This is a genomic window from Xenorhabdus hominickii, from assembly GCF_002632725.1.
GTDB lineage: Bacteria > Pseudomonadota > Gammaproteobacteria > Enterobacterales > Enterobacteriaceae > Xenorhabdus > Xenorhabdus hominickii.
In genome coordinates this window covers 81,762-94,426 of sequence record NZ_NJAI01000003.1, presented here as the reverse complement: position 1 = coordinate 94,426, position 12,665 = coordinate 81,762, and the positions used below count along the sequence as shown (strand labels likewise).

Below are 12,665 nucleotides of genomic sequence, written 5' to 3'. Positions count from 1 at the left end.
CCGTTAATCGTGTGCGGTGGAACGTAACGGGGAGGCGAACGCGGAACGCTGCTTGCCTGACAGAATATCGGGATGCGGTTCGCCCAGCACTTTAATGGCATCCAGCCCGGCCGGGGTTTTCTCTGCAATATCCTGCCGGGTGACCGCCAGTGAACGGTAAGAGCGCACCAGGCCGTAAATCTGGCGGATGGCTCGGCTGCCGTTGTGCAGAAAGGCATCCCGCTCCGCGCGTGAAATCAGCCCATAATGAAAAGCCTGAAACGTTTTCATCGCGATCTGGTCGTAACCAACCAGCAGCCAGACACAGCGATAGCCTAATGGCGAGTGACTGTAGACGCCGATATTCAGAGGTTCGACAGAGGAAACGGCGGATAGGGTAATCTGCTTTGGCACCGCATTCAGGATATCCTGCAAAATCACAAGGCTCTGTTGGAGACTGGCGGACGCGGCTTCCAGTTTCTGCTCCAGCTTCACCAGCCAGGTATCGGCATACGGATTATCGGCAGCGGCATCCACACTGATATGACCAGCCCGTTTGATCACCTGCGGCATCCCCAGGATCTCCGTCACCGGATGTGTCTTACTGATCTCTTCCCGTCGACGCCCTGCCCACAGCCGGATGGCATAGTGGGTATGCAGTTCAATCGTTAATGAAGAGGTTAAGACACCAGCACGCTGCGGCGGCCGGGATGCGGTTTTTTCTTCTGCATCAGACATACACAAAAACTCCTGTTTAGCCTTGATAAGTCAGTCAAACTATCAGGGCAAAGGAGGTTGTGACTCAATGGATAACCAGTTATGGGACAAGAAGAAAAGTCGGCAGAATTAACCTGACGTTAAAAATTGATCATTTTTAAATCACTGCTGGCAGTGCCAGCAGTGTATGATATTTATACAACAGAAAGGCAAAAGTCCCAGAACAAAGATTGAATCTCTGAATGTACCGGATTGTTGCTGTTTGCCATCAAAAGGAGATAGCTATTCAGTCTCCGGAAAATAGCCTAAACACCGAAGGAAAAATGGCGATTCAGAGCATCGTAGTTGTCGCTGAGGCTGAGCGTGAACGCATTCTTGAGCGTACCAATAACGGCTGCCCTAAATCTCCTGCTGATTCACTCTGGCTGAAAGCTGTGCTGCACTTTCTTTGCGTTCACTGTAACGATCAGCAAGATAATCACTGTTACCCCGGATAAGCAAAGTGAACTTCATCATTTCCTCCATAACATCCACAATACGGTCGTAATAGGAAGAAGGTTTCATTCGTCCTGTATCATCAAATTGCTGCCATGCTTTGGCGATGGATGATTGATTCGGAATGGTAAACATACGCATCCAACGCCCCAGAATACGCATTTGGTTGAGTGCATTGAAGGATTGTAAGCCGCCACTGACCTGCATAATTGCGAGTGTTTTCCCCTGTGAAGGCCGTATCGCCCCTTCAGAGAGGGGTATCCAGTCTATCTGCGCTTTCATAATCCCCGTCATAGCACCGTGGCGTTCGGGAGAACACCATACCATCCCCTCTGCCCAGCGTACCCATTCTCTAAGTTCCTGCACTTTAGGATGGGTGTCTGGTGCATCGTCAGGCAACGGCAATCCTGAGGGATCGAATATATGTATCTCTGCCCCCATCGCCTCCAGCAAACGAGCCGCTTCTTCTGTTGCCAGTCGGCTATATGAACGCTCTCGTACTGAGCCATAGAGCATCAGAATTTTTGGTGGATGATTAAGTTGATTCGCATTAAACCATTGCTCTGAAATTTCCGTATCAAATATTTCTGGTTTAATATTGTCTAGCTCATTTTTAAATATTTTCATTGTTCCTCACGGGCATTCTGCTATTCGACAACCCTGCTCATCAATAATTTTTTCACCGTCTTCTTTAATGAATGTGCCTTTCTGTGGTTTCGGTAAAATATCCAATACAACTTCAAACGGACGGTACAGTCGGGTATGTGTTGGTGTGATAACGATCGACCGGTTAATCAGGATAGGATTCGTTAGCATAGTATCAATCAACTGATCATCGCTGAATTTATCTTCGATCAGACTCTGTTCTTCATACGGTTCGACATTTTTGCGTAACAGTGCACGAGGAGTCATGCTCATATCTGCCATCAGTCTGATCAGAATCTCACGGGAAGGCGGGGTTTCTAGGTACAAAATGACTTCAGGTTCAACGCCACTGTTACGGATCAGTCCCAGTGTATTGCGCGAAGTGTCACAGGTCGGATTATGATAAATAGTGATATCTGTCATTATTCATTCTCTTTCTGTTTATCCGGTGATCCAGTCCATAATTAAAGGTTTATTAAAACGATAGGCGCAGTGCCAGTGCAGACAACGTCACGAAAAGAACCGGAATGGTCATTACTATCCCGACACGGAAATAATAGCCCCATGAGATGATGATATTTTTCTGCGCGAGAACATGCAGCCAAAGTAACGTCGCCAGGCTGCCAATAGGAGTGATTTTAGGTCCCAGATCACTGCCAATAATATTGGCGTAAATCATGGCTTCTTTGATAACGCCCGTTGCCGTACTGGATTCAACAGAAAGTGCACCAACCAGAACGGTAGGCATGTTGTTCATCACCGATGACAGAATTGCTGTCAGGAAACCCGTGCCCAACGTAGCTGCCCAGAGACCATAATCAGTTAGGATATTCAGTATGCCAGACAGGGCATCGGTGAGACCAACATTACGCAGGCCGTACACCACCAGATACATCCCAAGTGAGAAAATAACGATTTGCCAGGGTGCCTTTTTCAGTACGTTACCCGTATTAATCACATGACTTCGGCGAGCAACCAGCCAGAGGACAAGAGCGGCGACAGCAGCAACCAAACTTACAGGGACGCCTAAAGGCTCAAGAGCAAAGAAACCTGTCAACAACAAGACAAGCACAATCCAACCGGTTTTAAATGTGTGCACATCACGAATAGCCTCATGCGGTAATTTCAATTTCGCAACGTCATAGCTCTTCGGAATATCTTTGCGGAAAAACCAATGTAACATGGCAAGCGTAGCGGTAATAGCAGCGATATCAACCGGTACCATTACTGAGGCATAATTATGAAATCCCAGTTTGAAGAAGTCAGCAGAGACGATATTCACCAGATTGGAAACGATTAACGGTAAACTGGCCGTATCGGCAATAAATCCTGCTGCCATGACGAACGCCAGCGTGGCTCCCCTGCTGAAACCGAGCGCCAGAAGCATAGCAATCACTATCGGAGTCAGAATCAACGCCGCACCATCGTTTGCGAACAGCGCGGAAACACTGGCTCCGAGCAAGATAATATAGGTGAACAGCCAACGGCCTTTGCCACCTCCCCAGCGTGCAACATGCAGAGCTGCCCATTCAAAAAAGCCCGATTCATCAAGCAACAGACTAATGATAATAACAGCGATAAAGGCTGCCGTTGCGTTCCAGACAATTTGCCACACCACTTGAATATCACTGATATGGACAACACCTGTAATCAAGGCAAGTGTGGCACCAATGACGGCACTCCAGCCAATACCAAGCCCCTTTGGTTGCCATATCACCAGAATCAGAGTCAGAATAAAAATTGCTCCTGCAAGCCACATGGTTTTCTCCTAAATATACATATGTGAAAAATCGAATGTGTTTGAATAAATTTTTTCTTGTTACTGACAGACGGATTTACCACTTGTTGTCGAGTTAATCTTCTGAAGTCGCGTACTCAACTGAGCTATCTCAACCTGCTGACATTGAAAAGCCTGTTCAAGCACATTGGCTGCCCAGACCGGTATATGTGGAGACAAACGATAGTAAATCCACTTGCCTTCACGTCGATCTAAAAGCAACCCAGCTTCGCGAAGCATGGCCAGATGGCGCGAAGTTTTAGACTGCTGTTCCTGAAGTGCCGTTGAGATGTCGCAAACACACAGCTCGCCAGTCTCACGTAGCAACAGCATGATGCGAAGGCGCGTCTCATCTGAAAGATATTTGAAAAAATGAAGCGGGATAAGCTGAGTCATAAACACTCCTATTGCTGAATTGAATATCATACTCAGGGGTAACGGCTCGTCAATAATACATTTGCTTAAGTGAATATGTTTTTAAGGAGAACGTTAAAAATCCAATGGCTCAATATGATGTATTCCACGGAAAATCAGCTGATCATAAACAGGCGATCTTTTAAGCATTGCTGGCAGTGCCAGCGGTGCTCATTTTTCAATCAATTACATTATAATGATATTTTGCCTGTGTCAGTCGCTGGCGAATCTCTTTCACCATACTGCGGACATGGGTTTGTGAGGAGGGTGACGTAGGGCGTTCAGTTTCTTGTACGCATCTCACCGGCATTTTTTCAGGGACAGAAATAGCGACGGTGGTTTCAGCCTGTGCATACAGTTGCCCGTCCCGTGCCCGTTTCATCATCGTCAGCAGCCAGCCGACCGGATTACCGATTTTCCCTGCCCGTAGCGCCTTGTCCAGACAACTCAGCACGGTCTGCGCCTGTTCAGCGGGCAGCGCCTGCAACTGGCTGGTCAGCATCGTCACATCTTCCGGTTCCAGTTGCCGGCACAATCCTTCCGGCAGACAAACAGCAGTTTGGGGTTCTACGTATGTTTTTTTATTCACACTTTGTGTGAAAGAACGTACATAACAGTTCGGTTTAGCTGAAACCCTATAAGACGTTGATTTTAGGCTGAGTTCGGTTCCCGAATTCAGTTCAACCTGCGCCTCTTGTTGACTCAGTCCGGTTTCCGAACCCGGCCTGATTTCCCTGAGTTCGGTTTGATTGTCCTCTTGTTGAAGAGACTGGCGAATCACCCTTTGCTGAGGCGTCTGAACGGCACTTAACCTCTCTTCCAGCAAGCGAATATGACTATGGCCATGTCGCATCAGCGGGTCTTCTTTGATGTCGGTCATGACGTCCCAAGCCGTCTGGCTGATAGTGCGGTTTTTGCTGCGACAGGCTTCGGCGATGGTATCCAGCCAGTGGGGATCGAGTATTTCGGCATCACGGCAGGTCAGCGGCTCATCGTGTTGCGCATAGATGTTGCCCCGTACCCGCCCGTGCTCATCCCGGATACGTTTGCATAAACTCAGCCAGCCGGTTATTCGCAGCATCAGTAACACCCGGCTGACGGTTTCACGCGAGGCCTTACCTTTATAAGGCGAGGCCAACAGCACCTGCAATTCGTCATAACTGGGAAACACCGCACCTTCATTATTCAACGCATACAGCCGGATCATCATCCAGCCCGTTTTATCCAGCGGCGACAAGCGATCATCCAGTAACAGGCGGCGGGGATAGGCATCCTGAATATTACCCATAAACAGCAGACCACTACGAAGTTGTGAAATGTCATCGTCTGCGCGATGTTCCAGACGCATTTTCATCTTAGCAATTGTGTGAGCAATTATGCTGTCTGCTGACAGGTTTATCATGATCCTTGATCTCCGGCCTTGGCTTTTAAATTGAGTCGGTAAAAATAATGTCAGGGCTGCACCCTGTGACGTTGAACAGGATGCAGAATGACACGACTTCAATACGGACTATTTACGAATTTCATTGTTGTAACGTTCATGGAGCATCAGCTCCCACGATTGTCCGTCATCCCGGCTTAACAACCGCCAGAACAACCCCACATTGATTTTCAGATACCCGGTGCCTTTTTCTTTCAGCCGGACGTAATTGCGCTCGCCCCGCTGGTAGCTGCTCACCTGATGTTGCGCCTTGCGGCGCAGTGACAATGGCGTCGTCAGAGGCACATTCAGGCCGGGCATGATTTCTGTTAATTTTGCTGACATCGTTTCCTGTTCTGTTGAGAGTTAACGGAGGGCTTTCAGGCCTGTTTTTTGACCGGTTCCGGTGCATCGCCCTGCTGCCACTCCTTCACCGCGTGCCAGACGGCCGTTAGTGAAATCTGGTGATCCGTGGCCATCTCCAGCATCATATCCAGCCCTTCGGCGCTGTCCGCATCGGCAATCTTTGCCGATTGCCAGCGCTGCCACAGGTCATGGTTTTCGTCTTCCGTCAGGGGCGAGCCCCGCCCCGGCCGCACGGTCATGCCGGCAATGCGGCGTCGGGCAGCAACTTCCAGACTCGACAGGCCGAAAAAATAGTGCATCAGTTCAATCGAGCCGCCTAATTCCAGTGCCCGGTCAATACGTTGCATCCGCTGCTGTTCAATCCGCGCCTGATGTAAGATGCGGGCCAGATTGGCGTGATGAATATGAACGCTCAGCACCGACACCGGGCTGTTGCCCAGATAATGCAAATCCTCAATCGTCAGGCGCTGCAACATCAGCATTTCAGCGGGTGCCAGCCCCAGTGCCTCACACCGGCGGATATAGCCGTTCTTCAAATCCATCACCAACTGCATCAGCAGGCTGTTGGTTGCTTGCGATAAATGATTCATCTACTTCCTCCACTATCAGGCCAGTCAAAACACAATGAATGAACAACACACGGAAAGCAGGCACCTTATACGGGTATCACGACATCGTTATATTCTCCCGCGTTATCTGGCGTTGAAGTTCACGCAAACGCCGGAGTACTCGGATAAGACGCAGGAACTTCACCGTCTGGGCATCATCCAGTAACGGCGCGTTTCCCCGTCCCGCAGTGCCGAGCAGAACGGCTGTCAGCATCAATTCCGTGGGCGCAGCCACTTCTTCGCCGATCAGCGACAGTAATAAACGTGAAAAAGCCCGTGCTTCCTGCGCATTCCCCAGACAAAAGCCTGCCGACCCTTCATCCGACACGGGCAGCAAGTCGCTGTCACAGCCCATCACTTCCGCCAGTTCAAATGCCAGCCGGAACGCCATGCTTTGCAGATGTTCGATATCGTCCTGCATCGGGGAAATGTCCCAGACGGAACTGACCGGCTCCAGACCAGTCTGAGCAAAATGCAGGCATTCAACCTCAGGAGCTGGCAGGGCAGGTTCAGGTGAATTCTCCTCGCTCTCCGACTGATAAGGTGGGAGCACAGGGTTATTTTTTCGGGGAGAGGGAGCAGGCGTTCGTGCCTTATCGGCCGGGGCGTGTATTGTCCCAGAGTCGGGTTGAGAAATTATTCTCGGATTCGGTTCCTTGTTTTGTACCCGAATCCGATCCGCTTTATTCGTCTCAGGTTCTTCCGGCATAGAGCCAAACGCTGTAGCCTGTTCGCCAAAAAGTTGTCGACGGTTACTTTCTTTCGGATCTAGCTCCAATATCCAGCGGTCATAATTCAATAATGGATGTGGCAATGCTTGTAATAAATCACCGATCAGTTCATCGCGGAACATCTCCGGTGACCAGTCTTCCAATGCATCAAACTTACGGCAACAGAGACCAAAAACCTCATCAAAGGTTACGGTAGGTTCCTGGTTTATACTGAAAACATGTTGTTGCCAGATGTTATCTGCATTCTGACGCAACACCAATAAAGGACGTATTTGTGGTGTTCCCAGCCCGGACGCCAGCAGATTAGGCATCCACGGGTAGAGGTACTTCACGGTATGTTCCATTCGACTGATGTGACCATCGCTAACAGGAAAACCTGCTTCACTGAGCAACGCTGAAAATTCACGCAAACTGATTTTTTTCTGTTTCTGCGTTTCATAAATCGTTCTGGCTTTGCAGATACCCAGCGCTTTTTCAATAAAGCTGAGATCGCCCCGCAATTCGTTTTCCGCCAGATGCCCGATGACACACTGCAACCGTCCCGGCCACGGCTTAAACAAACAATGCACCCGATAGAAGCGCTCATCCCCGGTTTCCTGCCACAGCTCGGACAGTATTTGATAGCGCGTATTCCCGCCATCACTGAAGATATAAACCTCATCGCCCTTCGGATCGCGGGTGACTTTCGGCACCGCATCCAGTCCACGGGCTTTGATTGACGCTTTGATATCGTCATAGCGCGGATTGCGGCTGGTCCGGGGGTTATCCGGATTGGGGCGTAGCTGATCTAATGTCAGGACCATCGGTATTTCTGCCATCGGCGGGCTGTCATTGAGCGTGGCCACGGCCTGCCGCCCCTGCTGTAACAAGGCATGGCCTAAATTCTGCGTATTACGTCCCATCCGTTACCTCCCGCTGTCATCGAAATCCGAAAAACGGGTATATTGCGCCTCAAACCGCACACGCACCGTGCCTGTCGGTCCCTGTCGCTGCTTGCCAATAATGATTTCGGCAATACCCGCATCCGGCGTGTTCTCGTGATAGACCTCATCGCGGTAAAGGTGCAATATCAAATCGGCATCCTGCTCCAGTGAGCCTGAATCACGCAGGTCACCATTATTGGGCCGTTTCTCGGGGCGGGCTTCAACTTGTCGGTTAAGCTGAGACAGCGCCAGCACCGGGCAATCCAGCTCTTTGCCTAACGCTTTCAGGCTGCGGGAGATATCGGCAATTTCCTGTGTGCGGTTTTCCTGTCCCGGCGCACACATCAGCTGGAGGTAATCCACCATAATCAGGGCCGGTTTACCGTATTTACGGGTATAACGGCGGGCGCGGGCACGCAGTAACGCAGGCGTCTGGTGGCTGCAATCATCGATAATCAGGCGCTGATCCCACTGGCTGAACTGTTCCAGACTCTGGCTGATACGCCCCCACTGCTCGTCATCCAATATCCCGTTGCGCAGGGCACTTAAAGCCACGCCGCCTTCCATTGAAGAGAGGCGCAGCATCAGTTGGGCCGTCGGCATTTCCAGACTGAAAATCTGCACCACCGCCTCATCCCGCTGTCTCAGGGCACCAAGGCAACAGGCCAGCCCCAGTGCGGTTTTGCCCATCGAAGGACGCGCGGCCAGCAGAATAAGGTCGCCAGCCTGTAAGCCACAGGTCATTTCATCCAGCACCTGAAACCCGGTCGGCGTGCCGGTGATCCCGTTACTGCCCTGAATGCGCTCCAGATGAGAAATCAATGCCTCGGCTCCCTGCAACAGGGTGACTTCCTGCTGCTGCCGGGCAGCGCCTTTTTCGGCCAGACTGAACAACTGACTTTCCGCCTGCGCAATCAGGGTACCTGACTGAACATTCGATTGAAAAACATCAGCGCTGAGGGATTTTCCCAGTGCCAGTAACTGACGTAACCGGCTTTTTTCCGCCACAATACGGGCGTACTCCTCAATATTGGCGGCACTCGGTGTGTTCTTACACACTTCCGCCACATAGGCAAAACCGCCTGCCCGGTCGATTTGTCCACGCTGGGTCAGCATATCGGTCAGGGTGATCAGGTCGAATGGGCAGTTTTTTTCGCTCAGTTCAGCAATGGCCTGAAACAGTATCCGGTGTGCCGGAAAGAAAAAATCGTCGGCAACCAGTAACAGCACCACCCCATCCCAGCGATCATTCTCCAGTATCAGGCCGCCCAGTACCCCCACTTCGGCATACGCATAACAGGGCGCTTCTTCACTGATGAGCTTTAAATGATCATGCACCATATCCATCGTCTGCCTCCCTACTAACCGCATTCAGGGCAGCGATTAAACGCTGTTGCAGACAGGGCGCAGAAACCCAGAACAGCACCTCTTTATTGGTCAGATATTGCGGCTGGTTATTTTCCCAGCCACATTCCAGCAGCGCTAAATCCGGAGACGCATCGGGATGCATGGCCTGCCTGCGCAGCTCCTCTTCATTGCGGGGATAATAGTGTTCAACCTCATTCGGAGAAACGTCGAGAATAGCCGGCAACAAAACCTGGAGTTTTGCCTGCGCGGTTTCGCGATCCGGCGCATCCACAAAAACAAACCACTCATCATCACTGAACAGTAATTCAACATGCTCATAACGAAAGCAGACGACTCGCCAGATAACATTCATTGTGTATCTCCCGCCGGTTGTTCAGTCAGTACCGCATCGAATTTTTCCGCCCATAGGGGCACTAACTCACAGGCGAGACTGTGTATGGTGTGTGTGGCCGCCGGACTTTTCCGGGTGGTTTTATATTCAAGGCGATGCACGGGCTGGGCACGGACATGTCCCAGTTTGTAGATATCCAACAGGTCTATCCGGGTTTTCAGCAGCTGATAAATCTGCCTACCACCCAGTGCCGACGCGTCATACCGTCTGTTATTGATAATGTCAGTCAGTTCACTCAGTGTATCCCGGTCAATATTCGTCCCTTCAATCCCATTGACCAGTATCTGGATAGCAGGCAACCGAATACCGTAGTTTTCAAAGGGTCGGAGCCGGGTCAGCATCCGCAGGGTTCCACGCAGGAACTCGCGGACATCGGGCAGAATCGGTTTGATTATCCCCAGAACGCCCTGTGTGGCCGCCAGTACAACCAGCTCGCTCATCACACCTGTCGCACCTTTGGAATCAATGAAAATGATATCGTACTGACTGAAGAGCGGATGTTGCAGAATGTTGCGCAAACGTAAACGCCCGTCGGGGGCATGCAGCATCGCGGTTGGCAGGAGTTCATCGGGATCGTTGGAGATCAGAACATCCAGATTTTTGATTATCGAGCGGGAAATGATCTGCTCAGGCTGGTTCAGATCCACCGTCTGCATCAGTAATTCATACAAACCCGTCGGGGCTTCATAGTGCAGGGGAAAAATACTGCTGGCCGTGGGCTGTGAGTAATCGGCGTCAATCAGGAGAGTATTTAAACCAGCATCGGCAAAAAAGCCGGCCAGATTCGCGGCATGGGTGGATTTACCTTCGCCACCTTTGGGGGAAATTATCGGAAGTATTTTCATGTTGTACACTCAGTAGTTTGAGCGTACAAACCAATGCAAAAATCAACTGGTTACATTTTCTTAACTTAGGAGGGGATTGAAAATCCCCGTGTCCTTGGTTCGATTCCGAGTCCGGCACCACTTCAACTTCCAGTGAAGTCCAGCCCAGTCAAACAATTCTTAGCAAGTCCTGCAAAATCAATACCATTTCCTATTTCTACGTCCAGTTTCGTCTGTTGCAATCAAGATGCAGCGAAGGGCATAATTCGGGGCACTTACCGTTCGATTAAAGGAATGCCCTTAATAATGAAACTAAACGCCCGGCAAATCGAAACTGCAAAGCCCAAAGAAAAAACCTACAAACTCGCCGATGGCGGGGGCCTTTATTTAGAAGTCTCGTCACGCGGTTCAAAATACTGGCGCATGAAGTATTACCGCCCGACCGATAAGAAAGAAGATCGTCTGGCATTTGGTGTTTATCCGGCAGTATCGTTAGCCGATGCCCGCGCCAGACGGGATGAAGCCAAAAAGCTGATGGCACAGGGCATCGATCCCAAAGCCGAAAAGAAAAGCACCCCCTCACCCGCCAAAGTGAACTCGTTTGAAGAAGTCGCCCGTGCATGGCACGCCAGTAACAAACGCTGGAGCGACAGCCACCGTCAAAAAGTGCTGCGCAGCCTTGAGCAGTCTATTTTCCCGCATATCGGCGTACGCAATATTACCACATTACGCACCAGCCAGCTTTTAGCCCCCGTCAAGGCCATTGATGAACAGGGCAAACACGATATCGCCCAGCGTCTGCGCCAACGTGTTACCGCCATCATGCGTTATGCCGTCCAGAATGATATTCTGGAAACCAACCCGGCCAATGATATGACCGGCGCACTCACCACCGCCAAATCCCGTCACCATCCCGCCCTGCCCCACGAATGTTTACCGGATTTCCTGAACCGCTTGTCTACTTATCGCGGGCGCTTACTGACCAAGATCGCCGTCGAGCTGGCGCTGCTGACGTTTGTCCGTTCCAGTGAACTGAGATTTGCCCGCTGGCAGGAAATCGACCTTGAAAACGCGGTGTGGAAAATTCCGGCCACAAGGCAACCCATCAAAGGCGTTCGCTTTTCTGAGCGTGGCATGAAAATGAAAACGGATCACCTTGTCCCGTTGAGCCGTCAGGCAGTTTCGCTATTCAAAGCATTGCACGCACTGAGCGGCAATTGCGACGTGATGTTCCCCAGCGATCACGACTCCGCGAAAGTCATGAGCGAAAACACGGTTAACAAGGCATTACGGACGATGGGCTACGACACTCAAACCGACGTCTGCGGGCACGGATTCCGCACAATGGCGCGTGGTGCGATGGGCGAATCCGGCCTGTGGAGTGATGACGCCATTGAACGCCAGCTCAGCCATATCGAACGCAACAACGTTAGAGCAGCCTATATTCACACCTCCAAACATCTGGACGAACGGCGACTGATGGTGCAGTGGTGGGCGGATTATCTGGATGCGAACCGGGAAAAATCCATTACACCGTATGACTTCGCCAAACCGCTGCGCGACAGAAAAAACCGTTAATGCAACATAAAAATTAATTCTTATCGGGAGAAAAAGAGTTAACGCTGTTCATTAAGTCTTGTTTTTTAAATAATCCGCCTGTCATCAGATAACGTCCACGGTGAGCGCTCAAGGACTCGGTAACAGGAGAATGAATATGACAATGACAGCAATGAAAATACACTTGATTCGTTTGCCGGAAGTGCAGCGCAGGACGGGTTACAGCAAAGCGTGGATCTACAAACTGATTAGCGATGGCGCATTTCCGCAACAGGTCAAAATCGGACCTCGCTCAGTGGCTTTTATTGAGGCAGAGATTGATGACTGGATTGCGCAGCGTATTGCAGAATCACGAGCGGCATAACACAGAAAATATGATGACATAATAAACAGACTATAAAACACAACGCCCCGAAGTGCGCTAACACTGCGAGGCGTTTCACCAACAAT

At 50.6% G+C, this 12,665-nt stretch carries 14 protein-coding genes; 2 read left to right on the top strand and 12 right to left on the bottom strand.

What is annotated here, in order from left to right; genetic code table 11:
- Window positions 1–3: 3 nt before the first annotated feature.
- The 12 genes from Xhom_RS45185 to Xhom_RS45240 form a co-directional block, all read right to left on the bottom strand.
- Entirely contained in the window at window positions 4–717 is a 714-nt protein-coding gene (locus tag Xhom_RS45185; protein ID WP_069317031.1) for a PFL_4669 family integrating conjugative element protein, read from the bottom strand.
- Window positions 718–1,095: 378 nt separating this feature from the next.
- Window positions 1,096–1,818: an arsenical resistance protein ArsH gene (gene arsH, locus Xhom_RS45190; protein ID WP_069317032.1), complete on the bottom strand. Its 723-nt coding sequence runs from the start codon at window positions 1,816–1,818 to the stop codon at window positions 1,096–1,098.
- A 6-nt stretch (window positions 1,819–1,824) separates the two neighbouring features.
- On the bottom strand, window positions 1,825–2,259 hold the full coding sequence (gene arsC, locus Xhom_RS45195; protein ID WP_069317033.1) for an arsenate reductase (glutaredoxin): 435 nt from the start codon (window positions 2,257–2,259) through the stop codon (window positions 1,825–1,827).
- A 52-nt stretch (window positions 2,260–2,311) separates the two neighbouring features.
- A complete protein-coding gene (locus Xhom_RS45200) occupies window positions 2,312–3,595 on the bottom strand; it encodes an arsenic transporter (RefSeq protein WP_069317034.1) in 1,284 nt (427 codons plus the stop codon).
- Between the two features lie 60 nt (window positions 3,596–3,655).
- Window positions 3,656–4,009, bottom strand: a complete 354-nt coding sequence (locus Xhom_RS45205; protein ID WP_069317035.1) for a metalloregulator ArsR/SmtB family transcription factor — start codon at window positions 4,007–4,009, stop codon at window positions 3,656–3,658.
- Between the two features lie 196 nt (window positions 4,010–4,205).
- Complete coding sequence (locus Xhom_RS45210; protein WP_069317036.1) at window positions 4,206–5,429, bottom strand: STY4528 family pathogenicity island replication protein; 1,224 nt, start codon at window positions 5,427–5,429, stop codon at window positions 4,206–4,208.
- Window positions 5,430–5,537: 108 nt separating this feature from the next.
- Window positions 5,538–5,792, bottom strand: coding sequence for a ParE family toxin-like protein (locus Xhom_RS45215; RefSeq protein WP_069317037.1), 255 nt, complete (start codon window positions 5,790–5,792; stop codon window positions 5,538–5,540).
- A 35-nt stretch (window positions 5,793–5,827) separates the two neighbouring features.
- Window positions 5,828–6,403, bottom strand: a complete 576-nt coding sequence (locus tag Xhom_RS45220) for a DUF2857 domain-containing protein (RefSeq protein ID WP_069317038.1) — start codon at window positions 6,401–6,403, stop codon at window positions 5,828–5,830.
- Window positions 6,404–6,479: 76 nt separating this feature from the next.
- Window positions 6,480–8,054, bottom strand: coding sequence for a ParB family protein (locus Xhom_RS45225; protein ID WP_069317039.1), 1,575 nt, complete (start codon window positions 8,052–8,054; stop codon window positions 6,480–6,482).
- A 3-nt stretch (window positions 8,055–8,057) separates the two neighbouring features.
- Window positions 8,058–9,422 (bottom strand): SPI-7-type island replicative DNA helicase, encoded by a 1,365-nt coding sequence (gene dnaB-PI / locus Xhom_RS45230; protein WP_069317040.1) that lies wholly within the window; start codon window positions 9,420–9,422, stop codon window positions 8,058–8,060.
- Complete coding sequence (locus Xhom_RS45235; RefSeq protein WP_069317041.1) at window positions 9,406–9,795, bottom strand: hypothetical protein; 390 nt, start codon at window positions 9,793–9,795, stop codon at window positions 9,406–9,408. The genes dnaB-PI and Xhom_RS45235 overlap by 17 nt, the downstream gene beginning before the upstream one ends.
- The gene (locus tag Xhom_RS45240) at window positions 9,792–10,679 is read right to left on the bottom strand and encodes a ParA family protein (protein ID WP_069317042.1); all 888 of its coding nucleotides are present in this window, start codon (window positions 10,677–10,679) and stop codon (window positions 9,792–9,794) included. The genes Xhom_RS45235 and Xhom_RS45240 overlap by 4 nt, the downstream gene beginning before the upstream one ends.
- Before the next feature lie 285 nt (window positions 10,680–10,964).
- Between Xhom_RS45240 and Xhom_RS45245 the strand changes: the two genes are divergently transcribed.
- Window positions 10,965–12,236, top strand: coding sequence for a tyrosine-type recombinase/integrase (locus Xhom_RS45245; RefSeq protein ID WP_069317043.1), 1,272 nt, complete (start codon window positions 10,965–10,967; stop codon window positions 12,234–12,236).
- A 136-nt stretch (window positions 12,237–12,372) separates the two neighbouring features.
- Complete coding sequence (locus Xhom_RS45250) at window positions 12,373–12,579, top strand: helix-turn-helix transcriptional regulator (RefSeq protein ID WP_069317044.1); 207 nt, start codon at window positions 12,373–12,375, stop codon at window positions 12,577–12,579.
- The last annotated feature ends 86 nt before the right edge of the window (window positions 12,580–12,665 follow it).